This window comes from Lentzea sp. NPDC051838, from assembly GCF_040681245.1.
Classification (GTDB): Bacteria; Actinomycetota; Actinomycetes; order Mycobacteriales; family Pseudonocardiaceae; genus Lentzea.
The window spans coordinates 45,581-59,825 of sequence record NZ_JBFAYI010000022.1 but is presented as its reverse complement, the minus strand read 5'-3'; the positions used below and the strand labels follow the sequence as shown (position 1 = coordinate 59,825).

The window sequence follows — 14,245 nt, the reverse complement described above, 5'->3', positions numbered from 1 at the left end:
CGGAAGGAGGCGCGCGATGACCGTGCTGCTACGCGAGGCGATCGGTGATCGGCTTCGCCATGCCCGCACCAACCAACGCCGCACGCTGCGCGAGGTCTCTCGGACCGCCCGCGTGAGCCTGGGGTACCTGTCCGAGGTGGAGCGCGGCCGCAAAGAGGCGTCCAGCGAGCTCCTCGCGGCCATTTGTGACGCGTTAGAACTGCCCCTGTCCGAGTTGCTGCACCACGTCGCCTCCGACATCGGCGCCGTCTCGCAGACCCCGGACACGGTTCCCGACACCGTCCCGGACGGCCGCCCCGTGCACGAGTCCGGGCGCGGGAAGCTGGAGGGTGGCCGCGTGCTGCCGACCACGCTCTCGGACGACCTGTCCGACCTGCGCCTGCAGCCGATGCTCAGTCACCGGCTCACGAGCAAGATCGGCGAGACGCCCAAGGCAGTCGTCGCGGCCTGATAACCCATGTCGTTCCGACCCCGCTTGCCAGATGGCGAGCGGGGTCGCCTGCATTCGGGTGAGCTGTGGCCCCCGCCACGTCACGGTCTGCAACAAGAACGGCCCTTCGGACGTTCACCATGCAACGACGCCAGCACGCTGAACGGCAGGCAACGGCTTGGCCACAGCACGTTGGGTCACCGCGTCTCGGGGCGCGGGTGCGGGCAGGATTGGGCGCCGTCAGGCGTTTCACTCCAAAGTCCCAGGGAGGGTCGGGGTCATCCCGGATATCTCCCCAGGTTGGTGGAACCGCCGACGCACAATTGAGACGATGGATCCAACACCGGCACCGAGAAGGCAGGCGTAGGAGATGGCCAGTCCGTTCGTGAAGTTCTGGAAGTACCTCATGGCATCGTTCTCGTCCAAGATCGACGAGCACGCTGACCCGAAGGTGCAGATCCAGCAGGCCATCGAGGAGGCGCAGCGTCAGCACCAGGCGCTCTCCCAGCAGGCGGCGGCCGTGATCGGCAACCAGCGGCAGCTGGAGATGAAGCTGAACCGGCAGCTCGGCGACGTCGAGAAGCTGCAGGCGTCCGCGCGTCAGGCGCTCGTGCTCGCCGACGAGGCGCGCTCCAAGGGCGATGAGCAGAAGGCCCAGCAGTTCGAGAACGCCGCGCAGGGTTTCGCCACCCAGCTCGTCACCGCTGAGCAGGGCATCGAGGACCTCAAGACGCTGCACGACCAGTCGCTGCAGGCCGCCGCACAGGCCAAGCAGGCGGTCGAGCGCAACTCGATGATGCTGCAGCAGAAGCTCGCCGAGCGCACGAAGCTCCTCAGCCAGCTGGAGCAGGCGAAGATGCAGGAGCAGGTCTCCGCGTCGCTGACCCAGATGAGCGAGCTCGCCGCGCCCGGCAACGTGCCGTCGCTGGAAGAGGTTCGCGACAAGATCGAGAAGCGCTACGCCACCGCGATCGGGTCGGCCGAGCTGGCGCAGAACTCCGTGCAGGGCCGCATGCTCGAGGTTCAGGCCTCGACCACGCAGCTCGCGGGTTCGTCGCGGCTCGAGCAGATCCGCGCGTCCATGCACGGTGGTGCGGCCAGCACCCCGCCGCAGGTCACCGCGGGCAACAGCGCCGCAGCGCAGATCCAGGCCGAGATCGCGCAGCGCGTCCAGCAGGAGCAGAAGACCACGCAGCAGCAGGTCCCGCCGGCTCAGCACTGACGCTGCGCCACGGGGGAGGAGTCAGCAGGTGATCATGGAGCCCTGGAGAAACCGTCCCAACAACGAGATCGTCCGCAAGGTCGTCAACGAGTTGGGTGCGTCGCTCCAGGGCCACCCGCTGGCCGAACAGGCGCGCTACCGCCTGCAGAAGTGGAACGACCCCCGCGCCAAGCTGGAACGCAAGCGCAAGCGCACCAACGCCGTGCTCACGTTCTGGATGGCGCTGATCACGATCTTCGGCACGCTGGCCGTGTTCGGCTTCACCGGCGCGCTCGGCACGTGGGCCGCCGTCACCGGCACGATCGGCACGGCGGTGCCGACCCTGCTCGCCGTCCGCAGCGGGTTCAAGCTGCGTGAGCTCAGGGGCGCGAAGCAACGGCTGGAGCTGATGCCACCGCCTGCTGTCCGGCCGCCGCTGCCCGCGCACATCTCCGCCGCGCGCATCCCGATGGAGAAGCTGCACGGAGCCGAGGACGCGATGCACGAGCTGCTGCTTCAGCTCGACTCGCCGACGCTCGTGTCGATGCCGACGGAGTCCGTCCAGCACGCCCGCCAGGCCGCCCAGGAGGCCTCCGCGGCCATCCGCGCGGTGTCGGCGCAGCTCCAGGCCGTCGAACGCGCTCGCAACACCGCACCGCCGCTGGAGCGCACCCCGTTGGTCGAGGGCGTGCGGGTGCTCAGAGTCCAACTGGCGGACGGCGTGGACCGCTACTGTTCGCTCGTGGCGGCCGCCGGGCAGGCGCTGGCGGCGAGCACCGCGTTCCAGGATCCACGTTCCGTGCTCGACGACGCCACCGACCACATGGCCGGTCTCGCGTCTGCGATGCGAGACGTGTCAGGCTATTCAGCGTACTGATCGTGACACTCTGTAATCGCATGCCGCTATTCGGCGAGTCTCTCTGGAGATCTTTAGGCGAATCGTGTGATTATCAGACCGTTATCTAGCCGTAGCCACTACATGGCGTGGCAGGATTCCGGGGCCGGTCTGCGGGAAGGCCGGCTGGGTTGCCGGGAGGCAGTGCGTTGGCGTTGTGGACCGTGCACGGGGACGGTCGGATCACCGACAGTGAAACCGTCGCGCCAGAGGAACGGGTGAGCTGGCCGCTCACCATCGGGTTCGGAGTGCAGCACCTGGTCGCCATGTTCGGCGCGACGGTGCTCGTGCCCACCGCCACCGGTCTTCCCGTCGCCACCACCCTGCTGTTCTCCGGCCTGGGCACGCTGCTGTTCCTGGTGATCACCAAGAACCGCGTCCCGAGCTACCTGGGCTCCTCGTTCGCCTTCGTCGCACCGCTCGTCGCCGCCCGTGAACAGGGCATCGCCGCTCAGCTCGGCGGTGTGGTCGCCGCCGGGTTGCTGGTGATCGTCGTCGGCATCGCGGTCAAGGCGTTGGGCGTGCGCCTGCTGGAGTCGGTCATGCCGCCGGTCGTCACCGGGGCCGTCGTGATCATCATCGGCCTGAACCTCTCGCACCAGGCCACCTCGAACTTCGCCGAGCAGCCCGCGCTGGCCGCGATCACGACCGCGGTGATCCTGCTGGCCGGCGTGCTGGGCAGGGGCCTGCTCTACCGGCTCTCGATCCTCATCGGCTTCGTGGGCGTGTGGGTGGGCGGTCTGCTGTTCGGCGCCGTCCCGGCGGCTCAGCTGCGGACTCTGCGCGACGCGGCCTGGGTGGGCCTGCCGCAGTTGCACCAGCCCGAGCTGCGCCCGTCCGTCGTGCTGCTGATGCTGCCGGTGGTGATCGTGCTGGTGGCCGAGGTCGTGGGCCACGTGAAGGCCGTGGCCGCGCTGACGGGCCGCAACCTGGACGGCAGCGCAGGTGACGCGATCATCGCGAACGGGCTGTCCACGGCGCTCTCCGGGCTCGGAGGCGGTGCCGGGACGACGACGTACTCCGAGAACATCGGCGTCATGGCCGTGACGCGCGTCTACACCACGGCGGCGTTCGCGTTCGCCGGTGTGTTCGCGGTGCTGCTGGCGTTCTCCCCGAAGGCCATCGCGCTGTTCGGCACCATCCCGCCGGGTGTGCTGGGCGGCTGCACGTTGGTGCTCTACGGCCTCATCGTGCTCATCGGCGTGCGGATCTGGATGGACCGCGGCGTCGACCTGACGAACCCGGCGAACGCGATGGTCGGCGGCGCGGCGCTGGTGGCCGGTGTCGGCGACCTGACCATCCGGATCGGCGACCTGTCGATGGGCGGCATGGTCTGGGGCTCGCTGCTCGTGGTGATCCTGCACCCCGTGATGCGCTGGCTGCGGGCTGCACGGCGTAGTTAGCCCGTACACCTTCGTGTGGTTTTCGTCCCTCCACTTCGGACCGATCCTGCTTCCGGTCCACGGAGGGAGTTCCGTCATGGTCGCCGCGTACTACGTGGTGTTGTTCTCGGCCTGCGCCGTCATCGCGGGCAGTCTGGTCGCGTCCCGCATTCTGCTGCTGCGCCACCGCCGATGACGTCGTTGGTGTGGCTCATGGTGCCGTTGGCGATGATCGGCGTGGTGCGGGTGTGCGTCGTTCTCGTGGCGGCTGACCTCTACGACCTGTCGTTGCACCGCTCGCGCCCGTTGCCTTACACGCCAACGGTGTGGGTGGTGATCCCGGCCTACAACGAGGAACTGTGCGTCGCCCGCGCGGTTCAGTCTGTTTTGGACAGTGCGTACGCGGACGTGTCCGTGATCGTGGTCGACGACGGTTCGACCGACCGGACGGTTGCGGTTCTTTCCGGGTTTGGTGCGCGTGTTCGTGTTGTCTCGCAACCGAATGCGGGCAAGGCGGCGGCGATCAACACCGGCATGCGTCTGGTGGGCGACGGTCTGGTGATGGTGCTCGACGCCGACTCGACGCTGTCTTCCTCGGCTGTCTCGCGGATGGTCGCGCACTTCGCGGATCCGGTGGTGCTCGCGGCCGCGGCCAACGTGAAGATCTCCGGCCAGCGCGGCGTGCTGGGGTGGGTGCAGCGGCTGGAGTACGCGGTGGTGCACCGGTTGAAGCAGGGCTACACGGTGTTCAACTGCGAGTACGTGATCGGTGGCGTGGGCTCGATGTTCCGCACGTCGATCGTGCGCGCGTGCGGCTACTTCGACACCGACACGATGACCGAGGACATCGACTTCTCGATGAAGATCCTTTCGGTGCGCGGGAACTTCGACTGGCGCATCATCTTCGCCGCCGACGCCATCGCGTACACGCAGGCCGTGCCGTCGTTGAAAGGTCTTCTGCGCCAACGGTTCCGCTGGAAGTTCGGTCGGCTGCAGGCGTTCTACAAGCACCGCTCGCTGTTCTTCGGCGCTGGGTGCTCGCGTCTTCTCTCGTGGCTGCACCTGCCCTACACGGCAGCAGGGGAAGTCCTCGTGCTGTTCGAGCCCGTGTTCATCTACGTCGTCGTCAGCGCCACGTTCCAGACCGGTTGGTTCACGGGCATCCTGCTGCTGTGCGCGGTCTACACGGGCGTTGCGTTCTTCACGATCGTTGGCGATCTGACCGAGCCGTGGCGGGCCAAGGCGCCGTTGCTCGCGTTGGCGCCGTTGGCCTACCCGCTGTTGATGGTGATCGTGTTCGTCGACTTCGTGGCCGTGCTGCGCTCAGTGCTGACCGTGCTGCGCGGCTACCGTCCCGTCGGTCGCTGGGAGCACGTCGAGCGCACGCTCACCTCAGTGCCCGGTTGATCTTCGTGACCAGCCCGGGACCCTCGTAGATGAAGCCGGTGTAGATCTGCACGAGGCTCGCGCCGGCGTCGATCATGCGCTTCGCGTCGTCGGCGGTCGCGATGCCGCCGACACCGATGACCGGCAGCTCGCTGTTCTTCGTGATGAACCGGACGACGTCGTTCGCGCGCTGGGTGAGGGGCTTGCCGCTGAGGCCGCCGGTCTCCGACTTGTGCGCGCTCTTCAGGCCCTCACGGCTGAGGGTGGTGTTCGTGGCGATGAGGCCCTTGATGCCGTTGTCCAGGCATACCTGGATGACCTCTTCGATCGCGTCGTCGGTGAGGTCCGGAGCGATCTTGACGAGCATCGGCTTGGTGGTGGCCCGCGTCAGCGCCTGCACGAGCTCGGTGAGAGCGCCCTTGTCCTGGAGGCTGCGCAGGCCGGGCGTGTTGGGCGAGCTGACGTTGATCGCGTAGTAGTCGCCGTGGTTCTTCAGCGCGTTCAGCGAGTTCAGGTAGTCCTGGACGGCGTCCTCGACCGGAGTGATCTTGGACTTGCCGAGGCTGATGCCGAGCGGCGCCTTCAACGTGGTCTTGTCGAGCTTTCGAGCCAGGGCTTCCGCGCCGGCGTTGTTGAAGCCCATCCGGTTGATGATCGCCTCGTCCTCGCGGAGGCGGAACAGGCGCGGCTTCGGGTTGCCCGGCTGCGCGTGCCACGTGACCGTGCCGACCTCGACGAACCCGAACCCGAGCGCGGCCCACGCGGGAAGCGCCCGGCCGTCCTTGTCGAGCCCGGCCGCGAGCCCGACGGGGTTGGGGAACCGGACGCCGAACACGGTGCGCGGGTTGTTCTGGCCCCGCGCGAACCTGGCCAGCGGGCTGAGTGCCGACATCGCGTTGAGCGTGGTCTCGTGGACCCGCTCCGCGTCGCCGCCGTGCATTCCGAACAACGCCCTGCGAACCACCTGCTTGTAAACCACGCGCCCACCCTATAACGCCAGTTCAGGGTGGGCGCGCGGCCCTCAGTTGCCGACCTCGGCCAGGCAGTCCGGCGCGGGGTCGCGGTGCGGGCCGGTGAAGCCCAGCCCGGTGCCGCGGCCCGGCAGGTTCGAGATGCCCAGCAGGACCGTGTACCCCGGCGGGACGTCGCCGGGGCTCATCGTGACCGACCCGTCCGCGCCGATCTCCGGCAGCTTGTAGCCACCGAGGAGGTCGAGCTTGCTCTCGTCGAGAGGAGCGCAGTCACGCGACATCGGCACCGCCTTCGCGCCGATCCCGTACTCGCGCAGCTTGGCGTTGGCCGCGCTGACCCCTTTGATGTCCCGGATGGTCACGGTGACGCTGCCGTCGGCGTTCTTGGTGACCGCCCACGCCTCCGGGGAGTTGTTCGTGATGGCCACCGTGGCCGCACCGGCGATCGCCACCGCCGCGGCGGCCACCAGCACCGGCCGCAGGCTCCGCCTGGACGCCTCGGGCGCGCTCACCGACGGCCCGTGCTCGCGCATCAGGTCGTCCAGAAGGTTGTCCTTGAACATCATGCCTGCCCCCTCAACTTGCCTCGTACCCGGAAGAGCCTGATCCGCACCGCGCCGGACGAGACGCCCAGGACGGCCGCGGCTTCTTTTGGTGTCATGCCGACCAGGTCGACGAGCTCGATCACCTCGCGGTCGAGAGCGGGGAGAGCCTCCAGGGCCTCCACGAGCTCCCGCCCCTCGCGTTCGGCGTCGATGCGACCCACCAGGTCGTCGATCTCGTCACTGGACAGCGCGCGCCGCCCCTTCATACGCACGACGACATCCCGTCCGCGCGTGACAGCCTCACAGTGCTGTGCGAACACACGCCTTGAGATGCCCAACAGCCAGGCGCGCGCGGAGCCCTTCGTGCGATCGAATGTGCCGAACGACGTGATCGCGGCGACGAAGGTGTCCGCGGTCAGGTCGGCCGCCGTCTGCGGGTCGGCGGTGCGGCGGGCGAAGTAGGCCATGACCACGTCGAACTCGGCCTGGTAGATGGCTTCGAACGTCCGCGCCGCGGCGGTGACCGGAGGCGGGTGGACTGGAGTTGGCACTGTCATTGGCTGGCTCACGTAGAAGGTTGCCGACTTCGCGCGATGCCGTTACAACGGCTCCATGGGGGATTTGGTGGGGGAAGCGCATGCCCTTCTCGCGGACGGCAGAAAGCCGGAGGAGGTGTTCGTCGCACTAGCGGTGGACGGCCGACGGCACTACGAGGTTGCACTGGCCGTGTGCGTGGCCCTGGGCATCCCGGAGGCTGAAGCCGCCGAGCGACTGGAGCCGGACGACGGCTTGTGGGACGACCCGGAAATCGAACCCGAGGACGCGGCCTGGATGCTCGACGTCGGCGGACTGTTCGACGTGCACGTCCAGCTGTCCGCAGAAGATCAGCAGGTCGCGGATCAGCTGTGGTGTGACTACCGGGCGCGCGGCGACAGCGGATCCGGCTACGTCTTCTACTTCAGCCGGTTGATCAAGATGGGGCGACTCGACGATGCGCGGCGCTTTCTGGAGGAGCACCCCTCGCGGCGTTAGAGCGGCTTGGGCACTTTGATCGTTGCCTGCTCGTCCAGCGGCATCGCGGGCTTGGTCCGGAACTTCACCGGCAACGACCGCAGCCCACGGCTGCCCAGAGACACTCTCCACCCCAACGGCTGCGAGGTGTCCAAAGCCAGCCCCGAACACCGAGCCAGCAACGTCCGGAACGCCACCTCGCCCTCCAACCGCGCCAGCGGCGCACCGAGGCAGAAGTGGATGCCGTGCCCGAACGCGAGGTGCTGCCGGTCCGCCCGTTCGATGTTGAGCTGGTCGGCACGGGGATAGCGCGCGGAGTCGTGCTCGGCCGAGGCGAGCGAGAGCAGCACGACCTCACCGGCCGGGATCTGCACGCCGCCGATCGTCACCGGCTGGGAGACGAACCGCAGCAGGTGCGAGGTCGGCCCGTCGAAGCGCAGGAACTCCTCGATCGCGCCGGGCAGCAGTGACGACGAGCGCTGCAGGAGCTCCAGTTGCTCGGGGTGGCGCAGCAACGCCAGCGCGCCGTTGCCGACGAGGTCGACGGCGGTCGTGTAGCCGGCCACGAGCAACAGGAACGCCAAGGACGCGAGCTCGCGGTCGGTCAGCGCGGCGTCACCCGTGGCACGGGCCAGCGCGCCGATCAGGTCGTCGTCGCCGGACGTCCGCTTGTGCACCACGAGGTCGTGCAGGTAGCCGGACGTCTCCTCGCGCGCCGAGGCCGCGTCGCCGTCGGCCATGCCCGTCACGACGTCGGCCCAGTAGCGGAAGTTCTCCTGGTCGACTGCCGGCACGCCGAGCAGCTCCATCAGCACGGTGATCGGCAGCGGCGCCGCGAAGTCCGCGATCAGGTCGCAGCCGCCGTCCGCGAAGTCGTCGGCCAGCGACGCCGCGAGCGACTCCAGGCGAGGCCGCAGAGCAGCGATGCGGCGCGGCGTGAGCTGGCTCGACACCGCGTTGCGCAGACGGGTGTGGTCGGCGCCGTCGCTGTTCATCATGTGCTCGGACAGGTCGCCGAACCACCACGACGCGAAGTGCGGATGGCCGCGCAACGGCTCGGCCAGAGCGGAGCCGTGCGAGGACAGCTGCGGGTTGTCCAGCGCGGCGCGCACGTCGGGGTAGCGGGTCACGAGCCACATCGGCACGCCGAAGGTCTCCACCCGGTGCACGGGGCCTGCCTCGCGCAGGCTTTTCAGCACCGAGTACGGGTCGTCGGTGTAGCCCGGGCGCAGCGCATCCAGATTTACCGCCATGTCGAGGGACACGGGCAGGAGAGCGCCTCGGTTCAACCGGACTGGCATTTTGGGCAGAAGTACACGAATCTCGTCTCGAACTCGCCCGATCGGACCCTTGTGCCGCAACGCAAACAAGGTTTACCGGTCCGCTCGAAAACCCAGTTCTTGACGCGCCGATCAGAAGTCGTGATCTGCTCGGGGCGCCACTGGTTCGCCTGCAACAGCTTGCGCGACAAAGCAACCGCACGTGAGGCGTCCACGGATGACACCGGTGCCGTCGGCAGAACGCCCAACAGGAAACAAACTTCCGCGCGGTAGAGATTGCCGACGCCGGCCATGATCCGTTGATCCAACAATGCCAGACCGATTGGACGCGAAAGGTCTGCCGTCAACCGCTGAACGGCCTCAGCGGCGTCGAAGTCAGGAGAAAGCAAGTCGGGCCCGAGATGTGAAATCAGCTCGTCTTCTCGGGTGGTCGGCACGAGTTCCATGTCGTGCAACGCGAACCCGATCGCCTGCCGGTCGTCCACCTCGAACACCGCGCGGGCCTGGTGCGCGGGACGGCGCCAGCGCTCGCCCGGCCGGTAGAGGTGCCACGCGCCGTCCATGCGGAAGTGGCTGTGCAGGCTGGTGCCGTCGGAGAAGTGCGTGAACATGCGCTTTCCGTACGTGCGCACTCCCAGCACGGAAAGCCCTGCCAGGTCCACTGTGGACAGCCGAGGGTGGCGCAGCTCGCCGCGCCGCAGCGTCTTCCCGGCCAGCGCCTCGTGCATCCGATGGCCGGCCAGGAAGACGGTGTCGCCCTCAGGCATCCACCGCCTCTTGGATCTCGTCGTCGTCGAAGTCGTGGTGCACCGCGCGGCGCCGGCTGCGGGAGATGCGCTGGATGCGGGCCAGCAGCAGGTTGAACGCCAGCGCCACCTCGCGGCCGCCCGGCGTGCCCCACTCGTGGATCGGCATGCACGCGCCCTGTGCCTGCTGCACGGCCAGACGGTCCGGCAGCGCGACCGGCATGACCAACGGGCCGAAGATGTCCCTCAGCTCGTCGATGCGGAACTGGTGCTCGTGCGACCGAGGCCGGACGCGGTTCACCACCACGCCCAACGGCTGCAGATCGGCGTTGTTGCTCTCGCGCTCGTTCTGCACCGCCTCGAACGCCCGCTGCACGCCCGCCACCGCGAACATCGTCGGCTCCGTGACCAGCAACGCGCGGTCCGCGGCCACCAGCGCCGAGCGGGTCAGCTGACCCAGCGACGGCGGGCAGTCGAGCAGCACGAGCTGGTACGGGAACTCGTCGTACATGTCCCGCAACGTGCGCAGCGCGTCTTTCAGACGGTGCAGCCGCGACTCGTTCGGATCCGGGTGGTTGAGCAGCTCGGCTTCCTCGGACCCGGACAGCACGTCGATGCCGTCGCCCCACTTGCTGGGGCGGATCGCCTGTTCGACGTTCTCCTCGGACGGGTCCTGCAGGACGTCGTAGATGCTGGTCTTGGACTCCTCGGGCTCCAGCGTCGACGTGGCGTTGCACTGCGGATCAAGATCGATCACCAGAGTGCGGACACCACGGCGGAGGGCGGCAGAGGCCAGGCCGAGCACCACCGTCGTCTTGCCGACGCCTCCCTTGAGGCTGAGCACGGACACCGTATGCACAGGCCTACTCTAGGGTCTCCTACTCTTAGTGCCATGCGACCGGACGCCGTACAAAGGGTGCTCGACGCCGAATTGGCCGCTGCACGCACGCGCCGGGGTGGAGAACCCCCGCGCGTCCTCGACGTGGGCGGCGGCAGTGGCGTCTGGGCCGTGCCCCTCGCCGCGGCGGGCTGCGCGGTCACGGTCGTGGAGCCTTCGCCGAACGCACTGGCCACGTTGAACACCCGTGCGCGCGAGGCCGGAGTGACGATCAACGCGGTCCAGGGCGACACCGACCACCTCGGCGTTCCCGCTGGTGAGGCCGATCTGGTGCTCGCGCACGGCCTCCTGGAGGTCGTGGACGACGCCAGTTCCGCGCTCACCTCGCTGGCCGCCGCCGTCGCTCCGGGCGGGGCGGTGTCGGTGCTGGTCGCGAACCGTTTCGCGGCGATCCTGCACCGGGCGATCGCCGGCCGGATCGTGGACGCGCGCCGGTTGCTGGACGACGACGCGGGTCAGCTTGCGGGCACGCGCGATCCGTTGCAACGTAGGTTCGACGTTCCAGGGCTTGAGAAGCTGGTCCTGGAGGCGGGGCTTTCCGTCGAACTCCTGCAAGGTCATGGCATCGTGTCGGACCTGGTTCCCGGCGTCGTGCTCGACACGAATCCGGGTGCCGCCGACGCGCTCGCCGAGCTGGAACTGGCTGCGGCCACACGATCTCCGCTGAGAGACGTGGCCGCTCGACTGCACGTCATTGCCCGCCGAACCGCCTGAAACCGTTTGCAGTCGTGACTTTTATGGTCGCGCTGACTGGTCCCAAACGACTTCGGGGCGAAAGATAATGGCTCCGCTGCCAAAGTAGGGACCATCGCCATGGAGAGTTCCGACCTGCTGGCCTCGTTCGTCAACGAGGCCGTCGCGGGTGATCGGCGTGCCGTCGAACGGCTGCTGGCGTCCGTCCGTCCGCTGGTGTCGCGGTACTGCCGTGCGCGCGTCGGTCGCAACGAACGGGCGTATGCGTCCGCGGACGACGTGGCGCAGGAGGTCTGCCTGGCGGTGCTCACGGCGTTGCCCACCTATCGCGACCAGGGGCGGCCGTTCCTGGCGTTCGTGTACGGAATCGCCGCGCACAAGGTCGCGGACGCTCATCGGGTGTCGGCGCGCAACCGCTCCGAACCCGTCGCCGAGGTGCCGGACGGGCCGTCGCTGGCCGTCGATCCGGAGCAGAACGCGCTGCTCGGGTCGTTGTCGGTGCGGCTGGGTAGATTGCTGGAGGGGCTGCCGGACAAGCAGCGCGAGATCCTGCTCCTGCGCGTGGTGGTCGGCTTGACGGCGGAGGAGACGGCCGAGGCGGTCGGGTCCACGCCGGGTGCCGTCCGGGTGGCTCAGCACCGGGCACTGGCGAAGCTGCGGTCGTCGGTGGGGGTCGAGGAGCTGATTTGACCGGGGCGTTCTACGACGGGCTGGCCGGGTCGTACGACCGGATGTTCCCGGACTGGGACGCGTCCATGGCCCGGCAGGCCTCGCAGCTCTCGGAGTTCATCCCGGCCGGCGCGCGCGTTCTGGACTGTGCGTGCGGCATCGGCACGCAGGCGATCGGTCTGGGCCAGCGCGGGTACTCCGTCGTCGGTTCCGATCTGAGTCCTGTGGCGGCGGCTCGGGCCGTTGCGGAGGCCTCCGCGCGTGGGGTCTCGTTGCCCGCGTCCGCGGCGGACATGCGTGCGTTGCCGTTCGCCGACGACTCGTTCGACGTCGTGCTCGCCGCGGACAACGCGCTTCCGCACCTGCTGACGGCTGAGGACGTCCTGGCGGCGCTGCGAGAGATGCGGCGGGTGTTGCGGCCCGGCGGCCGGCTCATCCTCTCGACGCGCGACTACGACGAGATCCGGCGTTCGCGGCCGTTGTCGACGCCGCCGTCCGTGGGGCCTGGCCGGGTCGTGTGGTTCCAGCTGTGGCACTGGGACGGTGATCGGTACGAGCTGGAGATGTTCCAGCTGCACGAGGCCGAGTCGTGGCGCGTCGAGGTGGGCAAGGCACGGTATTGGGCGATTACTCGTCACGAAATCACCGAGTTGGTGGAACGCGCGGGTTTCGGTTACGCGGAGTGGTCGCTCCACGCCTATTACCAACCGCTGATGGTTGCTCCGAACGAGTGACGTTTGAAGTTTCTCCCTACTTTCCGCATAAGGAGTGACGTGTGGCACGTCTCCTCCACGGGATGTCGAAGAGGGGAAGCTTCGGATGGAGAGTTCGGCTTTATCCGCGGAACTGGTCAACCTGGCCGTGCACGGCGATGCCAGGGCCACTGACCAGCTACTTCGCTACCTGCGTCCGCTGGTGGTGAAGTACTGTCGCGCACGGGTGGGGCGTTCCGCGACAACCGCGGACGACGTCGCACAGGACGTCTGCCTGGCCGTGCTGACGGCCCTGCCGAACTACCGGGAGCAGGGCAGGCCCTTCCTCGCCTTCGTCTACGGCATCGCGGCGCACAAAGTCGCCGACGCGCACAGGGCCCTCGCTCGTAACCGAGCGGAGCCGATGGCCGAGGTGCCGGACCAGGCTTCGCGGGGTGCCGGACCGGAGGACTTCGCCCTCCAGGTCGAGATGAACGGCGCCATGGGCGAGTTGCTGCGGATGCTGCCGGAGAAGCAGCGCGAGATCCTCGTGCTGCGCGTGGTGGTGGGTCTCTCCGCCGAGGAGACCGCGGAGGCTGTGGGATCGACGCCGGGCGCCGTCCGGGTCGCTCAGCACCGGGCACTGGGGCGTCTGCGGAAGGAAATAGCCGCAGCCAGTGTGCCGATCGGGTGAATCTCATTTGGTTGCGTGGGCTAAATGCATCCAAACGACATACCTATGGGCATGAGGGGTTCTGACTCAGCGCTCGCCGAACGGCTGCGCTTCGACGGGGTGCTGGTGCAGCACCTCCGCGAGTCAGGGCTGACGGGTCCGCTCTGGGACCACTTCCATCGCCAGCTTCTCGGACGCGGCCTCACGTTTGTTACAAGGCTTGTGCGTTCCGGATCGATGTTCGCCCGCTGCGGCAGGCATGGCCGGTACCTGCACCAGGAGGCCATTCCGCTGGACGAGGCGGAGGAGCTGGCGAGCGAGGCGGTCTTCGACGGGTTCGTGATCTTCTGCGAGCGAGGCCTGCTCGGCAAGGAGTGGTCGGTCGACCGCGGGCAGCCGTTGTACGAGTACTTCGTCAACGCGTGCGTGCTGGCCTTCCCGAACGTGTACCGGCGGTGGCAGACGCGCAGGAACAGCTGGCGCGACGTCGACCTGCTGGACTCGTTCGCCTCCCTGGAGCAGGTCGTGGCCGAGGGAACGCCCGAGGACACCGTTCTCGAGCAGCAGGCCGCCGACGCGGTGTTCGCCGCGTTGAGCGAGGACAGCCGCCGGTTGTTGATCCTGCACGAGCAGGGCTACTCGCACGCGGAGATCGCGGAGCTCACCCGCCTCACCCCGAGAGCCGTCGAGGGCCGGATCCGGCGCGCTCGGCTCACCGCACGCCAGCACTCGGACGAGGAACGGTGATCCGCGTGGACTTCACGCCCGGTCTG

17 protein-coding genes are annotated in these 14,245 nt (G+C 68.3%); 11 read left to right on the top strand and 6 right to left on the bottom strand.

All coding sequences use genetic code 11. From position 1 onward, the window contains the following. Positions 1–16: 16 nt before the first annotated feature. From AB0M24_RS34100 to AB0M24_RS34080, 5 genes are all read left to right on the top strand, one after another. Positions 17–451, top strand: a complete 435-nt coding sequence (locus AB0M24_RS34100; protein WP_363777468.1) for a helix-turn-helix transcriptional regulator — start codon at positions 17–19, stop codon at positions 449–451. A gap of 349 nt (positions 452–800) precedes the next feature. Further along, positions 801–1,652, top strand: a complete 852-nt coding sequence (locus tag AB0M24_RS34095; protein ID WP_363777466.1) for a PspA/IM30 family protein — start codon at positions 801–803, stop codon at positions 1,650–1,652. A 34-nt stretch (positions 1,653–1,686) separates the two neighbouring features. Beyond that, complete coding sequence (locus AB0M24_RS34090) at positions 1,687–2,508, top strand: hypothetical protein (RefSeq protein WP_363777464.1); 822 nt, start codon at positions 1,687–1,689, stop codon at positions 2,506–2,508. Positions 2,509–2,690: 182 nt separating this feature from the next. Next, positions 2,691–3,929: a solute carrier family 23 protein gene (locus tag AB0M24_RS34085; RefSeq protein WP_363777462.1), complete on the top strand. Its 1,239-nt coding sequence runs from the start codon at positions 2,691–2,693 to the stop codon at positions 3,927–3,929. 171 nt (positions 3,930–4,100) lie between these two features. After that, positions 4,101–5,315 (top strand): glycosyltransferase family 2 protein, encoded by a 1,215-nt coding sequence (locus AB0M24_RS34080; protein ID WP_363777460.1) that lies wholly within the window; start codon positions 4,101–4,103, stop codon positions 5,313–5,315. Here AB0M24_RS34080 and AB0M24_RS34075 read toward each other — a convergent pair. The 3 genes from AB0M24_RS34075 to AB0M24_RS34065 are packed head-to-tail and all read right to left on the bottom strand — an operon-like array spanning position 5,296 to position 7,361. Then, positions 5,296–6,273, bottom strand: a complete 978-nt coding sequence (locus AB0M24_RS34075; RefSeq protein ID WP_363777458.1) for a quinone-dependent dihydroorotate dehydrogenase — start codon at positions 6,271–6,273, stop codon at positions 5,296–5,298. The genes AB0M24_RS34080 and AB0M24_RS34075 overlap by 20 nt on opposite strands. 42 nt (positions 6,274–6,315) lie before the next feature. After that, positions 6,316–6,831, bottom strand: coding sequence for a hypothetical protein (locus tag AB0M24_RS34070; RefSeq protein ID WP_363777456.1), 516 nt, complete (start codon positions 6,829–6,831; stop codon positions 6,316–6,318). Further along, positions 6,828–7,361: an RNA polymerase sigma factor gene (locus AB0M24_RS34065; RefSeq protein WP_363777454.1), complete on the bottom strand. Its 534-nt coding sequence runs from the start codon at positions 7,359–7,361 to the stop codon at positions 6,828–6,830. The genes AB0M24_RS34070 and AB0M24_RS34065 overlap by 4 nt, the downstream gene beginning before the upstream one ends. Before the next feature lie 61 nt (positions 7,362–7,422). On the opposite strand from AB0M24_RS34065, the gene AB0M24_RS34060 reads away from it, so the two are divergent. Next, positions 7,423–7,842, top strand: a complete 420-nt coding sequence (locus AB0M24_RS34060; RefSeq protein ID WP_363777452.1) for a hypothetical protein — start codon at positions 7,423–7,425, stop codon at positions 7,840–7,842. On the opposite strand, the gene AB0M24_RS34055 is transcribed toward AB0M24_RS34060, so the two are convergent. The 3 genes from AB0M24_RS34055 to AB0M24_RS34045 are packed head-to-tail and all read right to left on the bottom strand — an operon-like array spanning position 7,839 to position 10,706. Continuing rightward, positions 7,839–9,086, bottom strand: a complete 1,248-nt coding sequence (locus AB0M24_RS34055; protein WP_363777450.1) for a cytochrome P450 — start codon at positions 9,084–9,086, stop codon at positions 7,839–7,841. The two genes, AB0M24_RS34060 and AB0M24_RS34055, sit on opposite strands and share 4 nt — an antisense overlap. Before the next feature lie 20 nt (positions 9,087–9,106). Then, positions 9,107–9,868 carry a DNA-formamidopyrimidine glycosylase family protein gene (locus AB0M24_RS34050; protein ID WP_363777448.1) on the bottom strand — a complete coding sequence of 254 codons (762 nt, stop codon included), beginning with the start codon at positions 9,866–9,868 and terminating at the stop codon, positions 9,107–9,109. Then, positions 9,861–10,706, bottom strand: coding sequence for a ParA family protein (locus tag AB0M24_RS34045; protein WP_363777446.1), 846 nt, complete (start codon positions 10,704–10,706; stop codon positions 9,861–9,863). Before AB0M24_RS34045 ends, AB0M24_RS34050 begins: the two co-directional genes overlap by 8 nt. A 33-nt stretch (positions 10,707–10,739) precedes the next feature. On the opposite strand from AB0M24_RS34045, the gene AB0M24_RS34040 reads away from it, so the two are divergent. The 5 genes from AB0M24_RS34040 (at position 10,740) to AB0M24_RS34020 (ending at position 14,219) form a co-directional block, all read left to right on the top strand. Next, entirely contained in the window at positions 10,740–11,459 is a 720-nt protein-coding gene (locus AB0M24_RS34040) for a class I SAM-dependent methyltransferase (RefSeq protein ID WP_363777444.1), read from the top strand. 99 nt (positions 11,460–11,558) lie between these two features. Beyond that, positions 11,559–12,128 (top strand): sigma-70 family RNA polymerase sigma factor, encoded by a 570-nt coding sequence (locus tag AB0M24_RS34035; RefSeq protein ID WP_363777442.1) that lies wholly within the window; start codon positions 11,559–11,561, stop codon positions 12,126–12,128. Then, positions 12,125–12,841, top strand: a complete 717-nt coding sequence (locus AB0M24_RS34030) for a class I SAM-dependent methyltransferase (RefSeq protein ID WP_363777439.1) — start codon at positions 12,125–12,127, stop codon at positions 12,839–12,841. The genes AB0M24_RS34035 and AB0M24_RS34030 overlap by 4 nt, the downstream gene beginning before the upstream one ends. Positions 12,842–12,926: 85 nt before the next feature. Next, complete coding sequence (locus tag AB0M24_RS34025; RefSeq protein ID WP_363777437.1) at positions 12,927–13,493, top strand: sigma-70 family RNA polymerase sigma factor; 567 nt, start codon at positions 12,927–12,929, stop codon at positions 13,491–13,493. Positions 13,494–13,544: 51 nt separating this feature from the next. Further along, positions 13,545–14,219, top strand: a complete 675-nt coding sequence (locus AB0M24_RS34020; RefSeq protein WP_363777435.1) for a sigma factor-like helix-turn-helix DNA-binding protein — start codon at positions 13,545–13,547, stop codon at positions 14,217–14,219. Positions 14,220–14,245 lie beyond the last annotated feature (26 nt).

Coding starts and splice junctions, on each gene's coding strand:
- AB0M24_RS34100 (WP_363777468.1), top strand. CDS start 17: ATGACCGTGCTGCTACGCGAGGCGATCGGTGATCGGCTTCGCCATGCC.
- AB0M24_RS34040 (WP_363777444.1), top strand. CDS start 10,740: ATGCGACCGGACGCCGTACAAAGGGTGCTCGACGCCGAATTGGCCGCT.
- AB0M24_RS34035 (WP_363777442.1), top strand. CDS start 11,559: ATGGAGAGTTCCGACCTGCTGGCCTCGTTCGTCAACGAGGCCGTCGCG.
- AB0M24_RS34050 (WP_363777448.1), bottom strand. CDS start 9,868: ATGCCTGAGGGCGACACCGTCTTCCTGGCCGGCCATCGGATGCACGAG.
- AB0M24_RS34095 (WP_363777466.1), top strand. CDS start 801: ATGGCCAGTCCGTTCGTGAAGTTCTGGAAGTACCTCATGGCATCGTTC.
- AB0M24_RS34070 (WP_363777456.1), bottom strand. CDS start 6,831: ATGATGTTCAAGGACAACCTTCTGGACGACCTGATGCGCGAGCACGGG.
- AB0M24_RS34080 (WP_363777460.1), top strand. CDS start 4,101: ATGACGTCGTTGGTGTGGCTCATGGTGCCGTTGGCGATGATCGGCGTG.
- AB0M24_RS34090 (WP_363777464.1), top strand. CDS start 1,687: ATGGAGCCCTGGAGAAACCGTCCCAACAACGAGATCGTCCGCAAGGTC.
- AB0M24_RS34025 (WP_363777437.1), top strand. CDS start 12,927: ATGGAGAGTTCGGCTTTATCCGCGGAACTGGTCAACCTGGCCGTGCAC.
- AB0M24_RS34020 (WP_363777435.1), top strand. CDS start 13,545: ATGAGGGGTTCTGACTCAGCGCTCGCCGAACGGCTGCGCTTCGACGGG.
- AB0M24_RS34060 (WP_363777452.1), top strand. CDS start 7,423: ATGGGGGATTTGGTGGGGGAAGCGCATGCCCTTCTCGCGGACGGCAGA.